Here is a 16,138-nt window from a genome sequence, read left to right as displayed (position 1 = left end):
ATCGTGAGAAATCAGTAAGATTGCTCTTCCAAGTTCTTTGAACTTTTTAATAAGCTCATAGATTACTTCACGGTTGTCATGGGAAAGAGACTGTGTTACTTCATCCAGGATCAGGATATCCGGATCTGAAGAAAGCGCACGGGTAAGCTCAATCATCTTTCTGTTCTCAATGTTCAGTCCGTCTGTACTGCGGTTGAAATTGATTTTTGGTAATCCCCATTTTTCCAGCTCTGCATTTGCTGCTGCAAAAATCTTTTTGTGATTAATGAAACCATGATTTGAAAACTTTTTCGTTCTTCCAAGATAAACATTAATTCCTGCCGGCAGGTCTGCAATAAGACCAAGCTCCTGAACAACGATTGCAATCTTATTATCATTTGCATCCATTGGACTCTTTGGTGCATATACCTGTCCATTCAGATACATCGTACCGGAATCACTTCCGTAAATTCCTGCAATCTGTGAGAGTAAGGTTGATTTTCCGGAACCATTCTCTCCTGCCAGTGCACGAACCTCGCCTCTGTGAAGTTCAAGGTTGATATCCGCATTTGCATGGGTAATACCAAAGCTTTTGTTTAATCCTTCAATTTTTAAGATAGTTTCACCATACATTACTTAACTACCCCCTTTACACCACGCTGTGCGAATACCGCAAAGATAATAACTACGCTTCCTAAAAGGAATTCCTGGAATGTTCCGGAAGGAACACCCAAAAGTGTCAGTACGTTGAAGATAACAACGATAATAAATGTACTGATCGGTACCGCAATAATACGGTTGATATTTTTGGAAAGTGCCTTTGCAAGAAGTACTGCTGCAAGTGGCTGGAACACAGTGGAAAGAGATGTCAGACCACCCTGTGCCGGAGTAAAAATGGAAACACTCTCTTTTACCACACCAGCGATGCCGAAGAATAATCCGGCAATAATGCCGCCGATGATCAGTGTCTTTGAAACATTGATACCCATTGTTTTTGCAACGTTTTCATTACATCCTGCTGCTCTGATATTGATTCCGATGGTTGTATGGTTATAAATGATATAGGAAATAACCACACAGATAATGAGTACAATGAAGATCCATGGCTGTGAACCAAGAATACGGTTCTCATCTCTCAGGAATTCTACCTGAAGTCCTTTATTGGCACGCGCCTGAGAATAAATTCCTACGATCGCCTCATATGCCATTGTCATACCAAGACCAGCAATCCATGGTGGAATTTTGGAAACACGATAAATCGTGAAGTTGATAAATCCACATGCAACACCAACTGCGATACAGCCTACCAGCATTGCCGGAATCGCTGCTACCGGACTTCCACATGCATTACCGATAATACCTGCACAGTTCGCAGTAAGCAGAACAATTGCCCCTGGCGAAAGGTCTGTAATATTACAAGCAAAAATGAATGTAAATCCAAGTGCGATGATTGTTGGAACTGCCATATTACCGGCAAGGATCAGCAGGTTGCTCGGCGACAACAGAACAAAACCGGTAATAATATGTAATACGATCAATATAGCTACTACCACAACAGCAATTATAATGATCTTGTTTTTACTCTTTTTTTGAGAGCTCATTCAAGTTTTCCCCCTTTCTTACCACATTTTCTATGGTACCAGGAACAATTTAATTCCTTCTTTTCTCTGGAACATTTCAAATCCCTCTTTCCAGTTTTCCAGCGGGATTCTTGCACTTACATAATCGTCCAGTTGTAATTTATCTAATTCATATAATTTAACTAATTTTTCCCATGTAGAATTTGCAGTTGCAAATGTTCCCTTGAAATCAAGTTCTTTTCGATTGATGGTATCCATTGCTACGGTTACATCTTTTCCGTACATACCAACCTGTGTCCATGCGCCCTGTTTGCGAATAGCATCCAATGCACCAGGAATCGCATAGGGACTTCCGGAACACTCCAGAACAATGTCTACACCGCCATCTGTTACTTCTTCTACTACTTTCTTTAAATCATCTCCGTTATCTACCACGCGGTCAGCTCCCTGTTTCAGCGCTAGCTCTAATCTGGCTTTGTCTGCCGGTGTCCCGGAGATGATCGTATAAGCACCACACAGCTTTGCAAGCTGATTACACATCAGTCCCATAAAACCTGGACCTGTAATCAGTACTTTATCTCCCGGTTTGATATCTGTCTGCTCTAACACCCCACGTACGCAGCAGGCAATCGGTTCGCTTAATGCCGGAAGATCTTTTCCTCTCATAGACTCTGGTACTTTCATACAATGATCAAACGGTGCGACTGTATACTCTGCCATACCGCCATTTAAGTTGATACCAATAGATCTCTTTTCGTTACAAAATACATAATCACCTTTTTTGCAGTAATGGCAATGACCACATCCGATGATATTATTTACAATGACCTGATCCCCAACTTCAAATCCGGATGTTTCTTCGCCAGCTTCTTCTACCACTCCGGTAAACTCGTGTCCCAATGCAACCGGTACAGAATGTGGATAACCATCCTCCATAATATGTAAATCTGTTCCACAGATTCCGGTTGCCATAATCTTGATCAGCAATTCGTTTTTCTTTGGAACAGGTTTTGGAATATCCATGATGCCAAGTCCATCCATTCCTTTTCCAACTTCAGTTTTTACTAATGCTTTCATTGTAAAATCCATCTCCTTTTTTCTTTCTCGTTTCCGATTCTTTGCTTATATAATTCGCAAAACATGTGCCACTTTTCGTTTTTTATGTATTTTTCAAGTATTTGCCTGTTTTCATCGCATTTTTTGTGCACTTTTACCTGTTTCTTACACTTTTTTGCACTTTGTTCCTTTTTAAAACAATTGGTCAAATGTAATTACAATTCCATCGAATATGATTTTTTGCACAAAAACATCATGTCAATTTGTTTTTGTGCAAAAAAAGATTTCCTTTTTGCAAGAAAGCAAATAGTGCTCTCCTGTATACAGGCAGCTATGCAATCTCGGAAAATAAAGATGCCCTGACCGACGTATTGTCAGTCAGGACACTTTCCCACTCTTGATACTATTATAACCCTATGTCATTTACACGAAAGTGTGCTATCACACACCAAGTCTCACGTGCGTTCGACTTGAATTGTCATCTTTTCAGAAATGCCTCGGCATTCTTATTTCACTGCTGCTTCTACTGCTGCCAGGATCTCCGGGCACTTGCAGTCTGCTTTAAACAACTCCATACGTTTGCCTGCAAATGCAGCCTGAACCATCTCATGTACATCCGGATCTTCGTTTGCAAGGATCTCTTTGATGTCATGATGTGCTGCTTCTTTTAATTTTGTTAATAATGCTGCATTACGCTGCTCAGATGCTGCTGCAGTCTCCGGATAACCGCCACCCGGCTCCTGTACGAATAATTTTTCAAATACATACTCAAGGTTTACTTCAGCACCCCATCCCCAACCTTTTGCAAATGGCAGAGACATACAGTTACCGGCATTTACCTGTGTAAACAGATAAGAGTCAGCCGGATCTACGACATGACCACACTGTACGCCTGGCATTGCGTTGCATGCAAGCATGGCACCCTCACCGGTTCCACAGCCTGTTACAACGAAATCTGCTGCACCTGACTGTAAGAGAACAGCTGTTAAAATGGCATTCTGGTTGTATGTCTGACGATTGTCATCCATATCAAACTGTCCATAGTTTACAACAGTATGTCCGTTTGCTTCTGCTACTTTTTTCAATGTCTCATATACGATCTCATTCTTTGTACAAGTACTCCACTCCATTACTAATGCGATTTTCATTTTTATTTCCTCCAGTTCATCTTTGAACAATCTTTTTCTATCAGGGCTCATTTGCTGAACCCTGATAGATATTTTTGTAAATTTGTGTCTTATAAAGAATTAATAGCTTTTCCAAGCCATGCAGACATAAATGTCTCACCAAGCGCCTCATTTACGGTTGGATGCGGGTGAATTGCATGGATCATCTCATCTGCAGTCAGTTCTGAAGACATTGCAACAGACACTTCACCGATCATGTCGGTTGCATGACTCGCATAGATGTGAACACCAAGGATCTCACCGGTCTCACCTTCCAGAATAACTTTCATCATTCCGTTTGTTGTGCCTTCGATCAGGGATTTTCCATTTGCCATCATCGGGAAACGGCCAACTTTTACATTGTCGTACTGCTCTTTTGCCTTTGCCTCTGTCAGACCAATGGAAGATATCTCCGGATTGATGTAGATGCAGGACGGAATCTGATCATAGTTCATATCGGCATGGTCGCCACAGATATGTGCTACTGCAACCATTCCTTCGTGGGAAGCAGTATGCGCCAGCATTACTTTTCCGTTGACATCACCAATGGCATAAATATTCGAAATGTTTGTCTGCATTACTTCATTGACTGCGATGGCACGTTTATTAAATTCAATGCCGATGCCTTCTGCATTTAATCCTTCCGTATTCGGAATACGTCCTACCGCCATCAAAATTGCATCTGCTGCCACATCAAGTTCTTCACCATTCAGTTCATAATAGACATGATTATCTTTGACACTCTTTACTTTTGCGCCCAGATTAAATTCCACACCATCTTTTTCCATCTGTTTCTGTGCCAGACCGGAAATTTCCGGATCAACCATCGGAAGAATGTGATCCATCAGCTCCAGAACAACAACTTTGGGACCAAGTTTGCTTAACAGATATGCGAACTCGATACCGATAACACCGCCACCGATGACAGCGATCGTGCCCGGAAGTTCATCCATATCTAATGCTTCATTGCTGGTAAGAATGTTATTTTCGCCTTCCAATGCAATGAATGGCGGCATAAATACACTGGAACCGGTTGCAATGATAATGTTCTCTGCTGTAATCTGTTTGTTCCCTACCGTGACAGTATGATTATCTACAAAGGAACCTTTTCCGTTTTCAATGGTGACACCATTCGCACGAAGCAATGCCTGTACACCACCGGTCAGGGTATTTACCACTGTTTTCTTTCTCTGCTGCAGTTTTTTCATATCAACGGTCACTGCCGACGCATCGATACCGGTCACTGCATAAGCCGGTGACTCTTTGATCTCTGAAACAAGATCTGCTGTATGGATCATTACTTTTGTCGGGATACAGCCTACATTTAAGCAGGTTCCGCCAAAATATGTTGCCTCCACAATACATGTTTTTTTGCCAACCTGAGCAGCTTTGATGGCTGTCTCATATCCACCGGGTCCGGCACCTATCACTACGATATCATAATCATAAGATTCTGCTGTGGTCTCCCCGACAGCTTCCTCTGCTGCTTCAACGATATCGTCGTCATCGTCATCATCCAGCAGCCCCTCATCTTGAGCATCTGCCACTTCTAAGGTCTTATGATTTGCCAGTGCAGCTTCTGCATCTTCCCCCGGCTCACCGATGACGCATACCGGCGTCAGTACCGGAACGGTTACTTCCGGCTCCAGTGCAATTTTTAACAATGTTCCGGAAGCACTTGATTCTACAGTAACTACTGTTTTATCTGTATGAACATCGAAAAGAGCTTCTCCTCTTTCCACTGTGTCCCCTTCATTTTTCAGCCATGCAGCGATTGCACCAGAATCCTGTGTATAGCCAAGTTTCGGCATTACAATTACTTTTGCCATTTTTTCCTCCACCTTTGAAATAGACATTTGATTACATAAGAATCTTAATTGGGTTCTCAAGTAATTCTTTGAAGTATTCTACATACTGAGATGCCAGTAATCCATCAATGATTCTGTGGTCAACAGAAAGTTGAACATTCATCATCGGTCTGATCGCGATCTGATCATTTCCTTCTTCGTCAGTGATGACAACCGGTGTCTTTCTGATCGAACTGATGGAAAGGATACCTGCCTCCGGCGGATTGATGATTGCTGTAAAGTTGCTGATACCAAACATACCCAGATTTGAAATTGAGAATGTTCCACCAGTATATTCTTCCTGTTTCAGACGACCTGCTTTTGCTCTCTCAACCAAATCTCTTGTCTCAGAAGCAATTGCAGTCAGTGTTTTCGCCTGTGCATTTTTTACAACCGGAACAATCAGTCCGTTATCTCCGGCAACTGCCATTCCTACGTTCGTGCTCTTGTAGTAGATGATCTGATCACCCTGCAGAGATGCATTCAGTTTCGGATATTTCTCCAGTGCTTTGGATGCAGCTTTGATCATCAGATCGGAAGCAGCGATCTTCTGTTCGCTCTTGTCATTGAGCATCTTTCTGAATGCATTGAACTCTGTCATATCAATACTGTCTGTAAAGTACAGATGCGGAGCTGTAAATTTGCTCTCAGATAATCTGTCACCGATAATTTTTCTTACGCCTGCATATGGGACAACGCTCTCAACGATCATATCGTCTTTGCTCTCCACAGCTGCTGCCTCCTTCGGAGCTGCTTTACTTGCAGCGACAACATCTTTCTTCATAATCTTGCCATTGATACCAGTACCTTTGACCTCTGTCAGGTCAACGCCGGTTTTCTTCGCAATTTTCTTTGCAAGCGGTGACGCTTTGATATCTCTCTCTGTGATACCGCCTTCAAAACCGGTACCTTTGATCTCTGCAACAGAATTGATGTCAATGTCATTTTCTTCTACATATTTTTTTGCTCTGCGGGACAGTTTCAATTCTGATACGTCAACTGTCTTTTCCTGCGGTGCTTCTTTTTCTTCTGCTTCATCTTCATCATCATCCAGAAGTCCTTCATCCTGAGCATCTGCAACTTCCATCGGTTTATAATTTGCCAATGCAGCTTCCGCATCCTCACCCGGCTCACCTACAACTGCTACCGGTGTCAGAACCGGAACAGTGATCTCCGGCTCCAGAGCGATCTTTAATACAGTTCCGGAGCAATTGGACTCTACGGTCACAACTGTTTTATCTGTATGCGCATCAAAAAGAGCCTCTCCTCTTTCTACTGTATCGCCTTCATTTTTCAGCCATGCAGCAATGGAACCTGTGTCCTGTGTATAGCCGAGTTTTGGCATTACGATTACTTTTGCCATTTCTGTTTCCTCCATACCAATTTCATGTACTCCTGCCGTTTTCTATCATCTTTTTTCAGGAATACATTTCCATTCAATGTTACCTGTCAGCACTCATTTCCTATAATCTGCTTCATATGTATTCTGCATCAGTGGTTAAACAAGCTCTTTGATCGCATTCAGAATTGTTTTTTCTGTAGGTACGATCAGTTTCTCTAATGCCGGACTGAATGGAATCGGAACATCCGGAGCTGCCAGCCGGGAAATCGGCATATCCAGATCATAGAATACGTCTTTTTCAATCGCTGCTGTGATCTCTGCTGCCACACCAAAGCTTTCATAGCCTTCATCAACAATCAGAAGTCTTCCTGTTTTCTTTACAGATTTTACAATTGTTTCTTTATCTAACGGAACCAGTGTTCTCAGATCAATGACTTCAACACTGATGCCTTTTTTCTCAAGATGTTTTGCAACATTGACACACTGACCAACTTGGTATGCACTTGCAACGACAGTCACATCTGTTCCTTCATGAACTACAGCAGATTTTCCGATAGGGATCAGCAGGTTCTCATCTGCATCATCCGGCATATCATATTCCATACTAAACTGTTTTCTGTGCTCCACCACAATAACCGGGTTATTATCTCTGATCGCACTCTTTAATAATCCTTTTGCTGTATAGGCATCTGAAGGAATAACAATCTTTGCTCCAGGGAAATGTGCGATCGGTGCAAGTAAACTCTGAGAATGCTGTGCTGCTGCTGCCCTTCCGGCACCGATTGTTGTACGGATTACCATCGGAACGTTTTTCTGTCCACCGGACATGTAGCAGACTTTATTCATCTGATTAACGATCTGATCCATTGCTACGAGCATGAAATCCGCAAACATAATCTCGGAAATCGGGCGCATTCCTGTCAGTGCCATACCGATACACATACCGGTAAATCCTGCCTCACTGATCGGTGAATCTTTCATTCTCAGATCACCGTATTTTTCACGGAGTCCTTTGGAACACTTCCATGTACCATCACCAACACCGATATCCTCACCAATCATCATTACCATTGGGTCTCTTGCCATTTCTTCATCAAGGGCCTCTCGAACTGCATCACGATAAAATATTTTTCTCATTATTGATTTCCTCCCTAGTCGACAAAAATATCAGTCATAAGTTCTGATGCATCAGGATATGGACTCTCTGCTGCAAACTCACATGCTTTTTCAATCTCTGCGTCAACTTCTTTTTCAATTGCTTTCAGTTCTTCGTCTGTAAGATATCCTCTGTCTTTAAAGACTTTCAGCGGATCTTTTTTCTTCCATTCTTCTAATTCTCCGTCAGGTCTGTATGCACAGTTATCACTTCCGTTATGTCCGTGATGTCTGTATGTCTTACACTCTACGATAGCCGGTCCTTTGCCTTCTCTGGCATCTTTGACTGCTTTTCCTACTGTCTCATATACCTGCTCGATATCATTTCCATCAATTGTGTATCCCGGAATGCCATAACCAATGGCACGTTTTGCAAGATCATGTTCTTTTGTGACACGTCTTGTATCAACCGTAATACCATAAAGGTTGTTTTCAATAATATATACAATTGGAAGATCCCAGGCGGCTGCCATGTTGATACATTCATGGAAAGTACCTTCATTCGCTGCTCCATCACCAAAGAAGCAAAGCGTAACCTGATCTGTTCCTCTGTATTTTGCACTGTATGCTGCACCTGTTGCTGTCGGAATACCACCGCCAACGATACCGTTTGCTCCGAGGATGCCAAGATCCATCGCCATAATATGCATGGAACCACCTTTACCTTTTGAATAACCGGTAGCTTTTCCAAGGATTTCTGCCATCATCTTGCCCATATCTGCACCGCGGGCAACCAGATGTCCATGTCCACGATGAGTGGAACCGATATAATCCTGTTTGTCAATTGCAGCGCACGCACCTGCTGCGACTGCTTCTTCACCAATGTACAGATGAGCCAGACCAGCCATCTGACCGAGTTTGTAAAACTCAAAAACTTCTTCTTCAAATCTACGAATTTTATACATTGTTGCATAAAACTCTTTGGCACGCTGCTTTGTCATTTTAGCCATGCTATTTGTCCTTCTTTCTGTTTTAATTCTTTGTTTATTTTTCTTGCACAATTTGAAAACTTTCTCGCTCCAACTTGCATCTGCCTTAGAAGATGCAAAATACATGCCAGTTTTTTAAATCGTTCAAAATCTGAAAAAAAACGGCTTATTTTCGGGGTTTTTCACTACGGCTTCACATCTCTGGTCTATTTCTTTTTGGAATCCTGCAAACTTCTTTGAGTTTTTTGCAAATCAGTTCTCAAAAAATTCAAGAATACTCCTGCTGTAAAAACTGTCAGCCACACTGCTTTCCTGTCAAACAAAAAAACTTTCCGCAAGGCATATGACATACCTTGCAGAAAGTCTTTTTTGATACACTCCGTTATACAGAATTAATCTTCATCATCCGGAACCGGATTCTTATCATGTAACTCAAAGATGGTTCCAAAGTACTGACTTCCATCATAGTAATCCCAGCTCTGACCAAGTGCCGGATCTACATCACCTTTCTGACAGGATTTAATTCCGTTTGCTTTCATGACCTCACGGAATTTCGCATTGTCCGGTGTTACAATCGCAATATGGTTGATCACACCTTCTCCGTGTTTTTTCAAATGTTCTGCATAGATACTCTTGTCATCCATCGGCTGAATGATTTCCAGTTCAAAGCCATCTAACATGCAAATTGCTACTTTTACATCAAAATCAACTCTTTTTCCATTTACTTTCGTGTTTGTAGCCGGAGCTCCGATGCCTTTTTTTGTATCAGCCACAACAGTCCATGGACCAACCCCGAGCATCTCCTCATAATATTTCACCATTTTGTCAAGGTCTGCCGTAACCATACCAATCTGTGTAATTTTTGAAATCTGTCCTGCCATAATTCATTCCATCCTTTCTGATATTCATTCAGTATTCATTTTCTTCTGATACTCATCTGTTTTTAATATTCATCTATGTGATCACATAAATACTGTACATAATTAATTGCGCCTTCGACCATATCTTCTGAGTGATCACAGCAGAGATTTACCATGAAATGGTCATTCAACAATTCTTTTCCTGCCTGTTTTGCAATTGCTTTCACATCTTCAACGCCCATGTCACCAATACAGCACGGAAGTCCCACTGCACGACCAAACTTAATCAGGCTAATCGTTTCTTCCATTGGGTATTCTTCCAGTACTGTCTGAATCAGCAGACCGATAAATACACGTTCACCATGTGTAAAACTGTGTCCGCCCGGAATTCCCGCCAGCCAGTCACCGATTCCGTGTCCCGCTGCGCATCCGCCAGAATTCAATCCGCCAATACCGGATAAGAAGCAATTTGCTTCTATGACATTTTCCAACTGTGGAGTTACCGATTTGGTCAGTACTGCACGGTAAGCTGCCAGACCGTCTGCGGTAATAATTTCCTTACAAAGTTCCGTCATTCCAGTCGCAAACTCTGCAATATGAATTCCATTCGGATTCTGTCGGCAGGTTTTCCCTTCATACCAGGTTGCAATCGCATCACCCATACCTGCTGCCAGCAGACGGGCCGGTGCATTTGCAATGATTTTCGAATCTGCGACAACCAGATCCGGGCATTTAGGGAACCGTGTATCATAGATAATCTCGCTTCCGTCATCCGTATAAGTCAGAGCCATGAAAGTGCAGGGGGCATCAGAAGATGCCGTTGTAACGATCATAACCAACGCTTTGTCAAATTTATTTCCTATGGTTCTTGCAATATCCATGCAGCCGCCTCCGCCGACACCACATACAATATCCGCATTCCTTACACATTCCATTTCTGAAATACGATTTACTTCTGACTCGCAGCATACTTTACCGGATTCGATAAAATCATATTTATAATCTGTACCGACAAAGCTCTCTGTCAATGCCGCCTGTGAAACACTCAGTGAAATAGTATCACCGATAAACACATAATTTTTTCCATAACAGGAAGTGTATTCTGGGAATTTCTTCAGAATATCACTCCCGATCATAAATGTACCCGGAAAATATAATTCTTTCATTCCTCTACCTCCTGTAACGCATCCGCAACATTCTGTGCCTGTACAAACGCTCCTGTGACACGGCTTATGCTGTGATCACAACAAAGATTTACCATAAAATGATCATCCACTAATCCCTCTGCCAGTTCTTTTGCTGTGGCTTTCACATCCATGACACCCAGATCACCAAGGCAGACTGGCAATCCGACTTTTCGTCCAAATTTCATGAAAGATACTAATTCTTCTTTTGGATACTGTTCCAGAATCAACTGCACCATCAAACCTACATAAACACGTTCACCATGCATAAATTCATGTCCACCCGGAATCTGTCCGAGGAAATCACCGATTCCATGTGCTGCTGCACACCCGGTATTTGCTCCGCCGACACCTGACAGGAAACAATTTGCTTCTATTACATTTTCAAGTGCAGGGGTTACTACATGCGTCTTAACAGCTTCATACGCATCCAGACCATCCTCCAGTATGATTTTGCGTGCAAGACCTGCCAGAAGCATTCCTGTTTTTGCAATCTCTGTTCCATGTGGATTTAACTTATTCGTCATTGCTTCATAGTAAGTTGCCAGGCCATCGCCCATACCTGCTGCAATATGTCTGGTCGGAGCAGTTGCAATGATATCCGAATCAACGATTACCAGTTCAGGACTCTTATGAAATAACTGATCTCCTACAACACTTGTTCCATCTTCAGAATAAAATACGGACACCGAAGAACATGGTGCATCTGATGCAATCGTCGTCGGAATCATCACCAGATTCTGACCATTACGATTTCCAACAGTACGAACCACATCCATCGCGCTGCCTCCGCCTACGCCACATAAAACATCTGCTTCCTGTACGCACGGGATTGCTGCTACCCGGTCAATTTCTGCAGGTGTCGCAATTTTTCCACACTCTACAAACTCATATGTACTTTGTGTTCCCTCAAAACTTTTTTCCAGTTTCTCTTTTGCTGATGCAATGGCGCGTTTTCCACCCACAAATACAAATTTTCTGCCAAAGCAATTTGCCTGTGCTTCAAATTCTTCCAGAATATTACTTCCCAATTTAAAGCATCCCGGAAATCTTAATTTTCTCACATCTGTCTCCTCTCTTATACTTTCATAAATTAATTGTATAGCCCCTTTTTCGTTCAAGAATGCTCGAAAACAGGATCATACATGGATACCTTACAGGTAGCAAAACCTATGCCTGTAATTTTTTTTCATAACATTTCTCAAGATTCCCCCGATTCTGCGCCTTTTGGAAATCCATAACAGCATTTTTACAACCTTTTATTTGCAAATGTACCTGTTGATATTTGCAAATGTACCTGTTGACATTTGCAAATGTACCTGTTTTCCGCTTTTTCAAACAGGCATCACTTTTGCTGTCTATAAAGTATCAGAAACGATAACTATGGGGCTTTCAACGGAAAGGTTCCATGCGCACATGACAAATGTATTTTTCCGAAATCTTGTTTCAATGCCTTGTTTGCAAAAAGATTTCGAGTGTACATGAAATGTAAATGGAGGATTTTTATTATGGGAATGTTTGATTTCACTGACCGCGTAGCGGTTATCACCGGAAGTACTGCCGGACTTGGAAAAGGAATGGCTATCGCCCTGGCAAGACAAAACTGCAATATCGCTCTGATCGCAAGAAGGGCTGACAAACTGGAAGAAGCTGCCGCCGAGATTCGTACACTTGGTGTAAAATGCCTGCCGGTTCCATGCGATGTTACTTCTGATGAATCTGTTGCAAATGCCGCAGACGCAATTATCAGAGAATTTGGCCGGGTAGACATTTTAGTAAACAATGCCGGTACCGGCGGACCGGCATGCCCGGTGGCAGAGCTGCCGATGGAAACTTATAAAAATCTGGTAGAACTGAATATGACCAGCGTATTCCGTATGATAAAGACATTTGTTCCTTATATGGAAAAAGCAGGATATGGAAGAATCGTCAACGTAGCATCTGTTCTTGGCATGGTCGGACATCTCGAAGTATCACTGGCAGGTTATGCATCTGCAAAAGGCGGCGTTATCAGTCTGACAAAAGGAGTTGCCGCCGAGCTTGCTACCAAAGGAATTACGGTCAATGCCATTGCTCCGGGCACATTCCCGTCAGAAAGCAATGGAAAAGAATTTATGGAAATGAATATGCCGTTTGTGCTCCGTACAACACCGATGCAGCGAACCGGCACACCTACTGATATGAATACAGTCGGCGACATGGATGCAGCAATTGTATTCCTCTCATCTGAGGAATCCCGCTACATCACCGGTATATTACTTCCGGTAGACGGCGGATGGACTTGCTGCTAGCTACGTCGAGGCTTTTTCACCTGTGCAGTCGAATTTGCAAACAAGTGATTGGTATAGTTATTTCGAAAACGATGTACTAGTACAGTATTTCTTAAAAATAATAAGTATCTCATCAAAGAATTTAATTTTATATGTACTCTCGGAATCTTTCGAAAACGAGTCATTCTGGCTAGATTCCGAAAATACAGTTATCCTTAAGGAGGACTTACATGATGAATTATAAAGAACTTCAGGAACGATGCAAAAACCGCAATTTTGACCAGATCGTGATCGTCACAGATGATATTTTCAAAGAAATTGCAGAATTTAACCGTGTAGAGCATGTGACTCCGGGTGTGACAGGAATTCGTACGAATGAGACAAATCCCGGATTAAAAGCAGGGGATACAGAGCTTGCTTACACAGAGCGTTACGCAACGATCTTTTATAACAATACGTCCCTGTGCGTGGTACAGCCGGTAGAGGGTGACACCCTTTACAAAAAATATCAGGAGCGCTTCGGCAACGGCATCTGCTGTGCCCGCGAAAGAATCCCTGTAGCTGACTGGGATGACACACTGGCACATTACACCGCAAAGGGTGCAACAATCGCACAAACTTATGATTCCGATACCTGCCATGCAGTATGGCTTGATCTGATGGATGAACTCGGTATTATCTTTGAGGCAATCCGTGATGACAGTGTAAAAGACACACCAAGTCATATTCACCCGGCCCGTATCGCACAAATCAACATTTCTACACCGGACGTAAGAAAAACCATTGCCCGCCTGACAGATCTGTTTGAAATCGGACCATGGGAAGTTGGCGATCAGTGTAACGCTGCTGCTCACGATTATGCTTTCACGGTAAATGGTGAACTCGTACCACAGGATTTCTCCTACCTGCTTGCAATCCTTGTATGTGGAAATATTGAGTGGGAAGTCATCGAACCGGTAAAAGGAGAACTTGTTTACAGCGAATTTATCGAAGATCATGGCATTGGCTTCCATCATATTCTGCAGGAGTACCATGTTGCTGAGTGGCAGGATATCCTTGCAGACTACGCTTCCAATGGCATTGCCATGAACTGTAAAGGAAGTATCGGACCGGTTGACTGGTGCTATATGGATACCGTAAAAGAGCTTGGTTACTTCAAAGAGATGCGTACCGACGCTGTGATGGATCAGCTTCCGGATGGCTACTTCCAGTTCTGGTATCCGGAACCGTAAATTTTTAAAACACATACCCTGCAACGATTCGGAGAACTGCTACTTTTCAAGAATGCTCCGAATCGTATATGCAAAAAATAAATCAGAAAATGGTAAACGCAATACAGAAAGGAGACTCATTATGAGCCAGTTAGCAGAAAAAGTAATGAACCGCTTCCGACTGGACGGTAAAACCGCAGTCGTAACAGGAGGCGCAGGAAATATTGGAAGTCACGGTGCTGCTGCTTTTGCAGAGGCAGGTGCAGATATCGCAATCGTTGATCTGCCGGTCTGCATCGACAGAGCAAAAGCTGTTGCTGAAGATTTAAGCAAAAAATATGGGGTAAAGGCACTTGCATATGGCTGCAACCTCACCGATGAGAAAGCCGTTGCCGAAATGTTTGAAAATATTCACAATGATTTCGGTCATGTTGATATCGTACATAACAATGCCGGTGTCGGCGGCGCCCTTGTTCCGGATATTGAAGAATGGGACAGCGAACATGATATGCCGCATATTGAACATTTCCGTCAGGTTATGGATATTAACTTTATGAGTATCTACATCGTTGCTGTTACTGCAGCACGTATGATGAAAAAAGAAGGTCATGGTGGAAGTATCATCAACACCGGCTCCATGGCAGCTCATGTTGTAAATATGGGAACAATCTTTGAAACAATGGACGATGCTTCTTACGGAAGTGCCAAAGCTGCTGTATTATACTTTACACGCCACTTTGCTTCCCAGGTTGCCGAGTTTGGCATCCGCGTAAATTCTATTTCTCCCGGATACTGCTACAGCCCGGGATTACATGACGGACTGCCAAAAGAAACATTGGATCTGTACAATAATTCTCAGCCGGTAAGACGTATGATGGACGTAGAAGAACTTCAGTGTGCACTGCTCTATCTTGCAAGTGACGCATCCAGCTACTGCTACGGTACCGAGATGCTGCTGGACGGCGGACATACCATCTGGTAATTCTTGTTTAGGGTGGCTTAAAAATTTACTACGTTAGGTTTTAATAGGAACTCCTGTAATTTGTCTCAGTCGCTACCAATCGCTCCTTGAGAAAAATTACAGGAGTTCTTAATTTACTCATTGAATTTAGTAAATTTTTGCGCCACCCTGCACTTCGTGCCACGCATGCATATAAATCACTGGAATAATACGCTCTGTGTTGCATGCGCTAATTTATATGATGTAAAAATCTTGGATTTTGAGTCAGAGAGAAAGTTACTCCATTGTAATGCAACACAAAGTGAAGTCGTGTGCATTGGCTGACTTTAATGCCGTAAATAAAGAAAACAAAGAATCCTGTCAGGGAAAGCGATTCAGTGAGCGACTGAGTTTCACAAGGTTTTGCGCGAACGGGAACCGACCAGCTTTTATAGGAGGTGGGAGTGAGCGCGATGAAACCGCTGTGAAATGAAGGTAGCGAATGTCTAGCTTCCTGACAGGATTCTTCGTTTTCTTATTATAGTCAAACGGATATTCGCAATCCGCTTTGCTACTTGCTCATAACCGAATAACTGCTCCGCAGTTTATCAGAAGGAGC

The 16,138-nt window shown here is 42.6% G+C and carries 14 protein-coding genes; 3 read left to right on the top strand and 11 right to left on the bottom strand.

Annotated elements, in window-relative coordinates:
* The 11 genes from LG34_RS15780 to LG34_RS15725 form a co-directional block, all read right to left on the bottom strand.
* Positions 1–612 (bottom strand): ATP-binding cassette domain-containing protein (locus tag LG34_RS15780; protein ID WP_146190247.1); only part of this gene is annotated, 612 nt, incomplete at its 3' end.
* Positions 612–1,580 carry an ABC transporter permease gene (locus LG34_RS15775; protein WP_109216922.1) on the bottom strand — a complete coding sequence of 323 codons (969 nt, stop codon included), beginning with the start codon at positions 1,578–1,580 and terminating at the stop codon, positions 612–614. The genes LG34_RS15780 and LG34_RS15775, both read right to left, overlap by 1 nt.
* A gap of 30 nt (positions 1,581–1,610) precedes the next feature.
* Positions 1,611–2,636 carry a zinc-dependent alcohol dehydrogenase gene (locus LG34_RS15770; RefSeq protein ID WP_158582163.1) on the bottom strand — a complete coding sequence of 342 codons (1,026 nt, stop codon included), beginning with the start codon at positions 2,634–2,636 and terminating at the stop codon, positions 1,611–1,613.
* A gap of 485 nt (positions 2,637–3,121) precedes the next feature.
* The gene (locus LG34_RS15760; RefSeq protein ID WP_109216919.1) at positions 3,122–3,763 is read right to left on the bottom strand and encodes an RpiB/LacA/LacB family sugar-phosphate isomerase; all 642 of its coding nucleotides are present in this window, start codon (positions 3,761–3,763) and stop codon (positions 3,122–3,124) included.
* An 89-nt stretch (positions 3,764–3,852) separates the two neighbouring features.
* The gene (gene lpdA / locus LG34_RS15755) at positions 3,853–5,610 is read right to left on the bottom strand and encodes a dihydrolipoyl dehydrogenase (RefSeq protein ID WP_109216918.1); all 1,758 of its coding nucleotides are present in this window, start codon (positions 5,608–5,610) and stop codon (positions 3,853–3,855) included.
* 31 nt (positions 5,611–5,641) lie between these two features.
* On the bottom strand, positions 5,642–6,991 hold the full coding sequence (locus LG34_RS15750) for a dihydrolipoamide acetyltransferase family protein (protein ID WP_109216924.1): 1,350 nt from the start codon (positions 6,989–6,991) through the stop codon (positions 5,642–5,644).
* A 135-nt stretch (positions 6,992–7,126) separates the two neighbouring features.
* Complete coding sequence (locus tag LG34_RS15745; RefSeq protein WP_109216917.1) at positions 7,127–8,107, bottom strand: alpha-ketoacid dehydrogenase subunit beta; 981 nt, start codon at positions 8,105–8,107, stop codon at positions 7,127–7,129.
* A gap of 14 nt (positions 8,108–8,121) precedes the next feature.
* Positions 8,122–9,075, bottom strand: a complete 954-nt coding sequence (locus LG34_RS15740) for a thiamine pyrophosphate-dependent dehydrogenase E1 component subunit alpha (protein ID WP_109216916.1) — start codon at positions 9,073–9,075, stop codon at positions 8,122–8,124.
* A gap of 371 nt (positions 9,076–9,446) precedes the next feature.
* The gene (locus LG34_RS15735) at positions 9,447–9,935 is read right to left on the bottom strand and encodes a VOC family protein (RefSeq protein ID WP_109216915.1); all 489 of its coding nucleotides are present in this window, start codon (positions 9,933–9,935) and stop codon (positions 9,447–9,449) included.
* A 62-nt stretch (positions 9,936–9,997) separates the two neighbouring features.
* Positions 9,998–11,080: an iron-containing alcohol dehydrogenase gene (locus LG34_RS15730; RefSeq protein ID WP_109216914.1), complete on the bottom strand. Its 1,083-nt coding sequence runs from the start codon at positions 11,078–11,080 to the stop codon at positions 9,998–10,000.
* A complete protein-coding gene (locus tag LG34_RS15725) occupies positions 11,077–12,162 on the bottom strand; it encodes an iron-containing alcohol dehydrogenase (protein WP_158582162.1) in 1,086 nt (361 codons plus the stop codon). The genes LG34_RS15730 and LG34_RS15725 overlap by 4 nt, the downstream gene beginning before the upstream one ends.
* 444 nt (positions 12,163–12,606) lie before the next feature.
* Between LG34_RS15725 and LG34_RS15720 the strand changes: the two genes are divergently transcribed.
* The 3 genes from LG34_RS15720 to LG34_RS15705 all read left to right on the top strand — a co-directional run bounded on the left by LG34_RS15720 (position 12,607) and on the right by LG34_RS15705 (position 15,561).
* Positions 12,607–13,389, top strand: a complete 783-nt coding sequence (locus LG34_RS15720) for an SDR family NAD(P)-dependent oxidoreductase (protein WP_207657037.1) — start codon at positions 12,607–12,609, stop codon at positions 13,387–13,389.
* 209 nt (positions 13,390–13,598) lie between these two features.
* The gene (locus LG34_RS15710) at positions 13,599–14,600 is read left to right on the top strand and encodes a VOC family protein (protein WP_109216911.1); all 1,002 of its coding nucleotides are present in this window, start codon (positions 13,599–13,601) and stop codon (positions 14,598–14,600) included.
* A gap of 121 nt (positions 14,601–14,721) precedes the next feature.
* Complete coding sequence (locus tag LG34_RS15705) at positions 14,722–15,561, top strand: SDR family oxidoreductase (protein ID WP_158582161.1); 840 nt, start codon at positions 14,722–14,724, stop codon at positions 15,559–15,561.
* Positions 15,562–16,138 lie beyond the last annotated feature (577 nt).

The sequence above is a fragment of the Eubacterium ramulus genome (assembly GCF_003122485.1).
Classification (GTDB): Bacteria; Bacillota; Clostridia; order Lachnospirales; family Lachnospiraceae; genus Eubacterium_I; species Eubacterium_I ramulus_A.
Note: the sequence above shows the minus strand (reverse complement) of the source record. Positions and strands in the feature narration are given on the sequence as shown.

Coding starts and splice junctions, on each gene's coding strand:
- LG34_RS15710 (WP_109216911.1), top strand. CDS start 13,599: ATGATGAATTATAAAGAACTTCAGGAACGATGCAAAAACCGCAATTTT.
- LG34_RS15735 (WP_109216915.1), bottom strand. CDS start 9,935: ATGGCAGGACAGATTTCAAAAATTACACAGATTGGTATGGTTACGGCA.
- LG34_RS15775 (WP_109216922.1), bottom strand. CDS start 1,580: ATGAGCTCTCAAAAAAAGAGTAAAAACAAGATCATTATAATTGCTGTT.
- LG34_RS15745 (WP_109216917.1), bottom strand. CDS start 8,107: ATGAGAAAAATATTTTATCGTGATGCAGTTCGAGAGGCCCTTGATGAA.
- LG34_RS15760 (WP_109216919.1), bottom strand. CDS start 3,763: ATGAAAATCGCATTAGTAATGGAGTGGAGTACTTGTACAAAGAATGAG.
- LG34_RS15750 (WP_109216924.1), bottom strand. CDS start 6,991: ATGGCAAAAGTAATCGTAATGCCAAAACTCGGCTATACACAGGACACA.
- LG34_RS15705 (WP_158582161.1), top strand. CDS start 14,722: ATGAGCCAGTTAGCAGAAAAAGTAATGAACCGCTTCCGACTGGACGGT.
- LG34_RS15720 (WP_207657037.1), top strand. CDS start 12,607: ATGGGAATGTTTGATTTCACTGACCGCGTAGCGGTTATCACCGGAAGT.
- LG34_RS15730 (WP_109216914.1), bottom strand. CDS start 11,080: ATGAAAGAATTATATTTTCCGGGTACATTTATGATCGGGAGTGATATT.
- lpdA (WP_109216918.1), bottom strand. CDS start 5,610: ATGGCAAAAGTAATTGTAATGCCGAAACTTGGCTATACACAGGATTCT.
- LG34_RS15740 (WP_109216916.1), bottom strand. CDS start 9,075: ATGGCTAAAATGACAAAGCAGCGTGCCAAAGAGTTTTATGCAACAATG.
- LG34_RS15770 (WP_158582163.1), bottom strand. CDS start 2,636: ATGAAAGCATTAGTAAAAACTGAAGTTGGAAAAGGAATGGATGGACTT.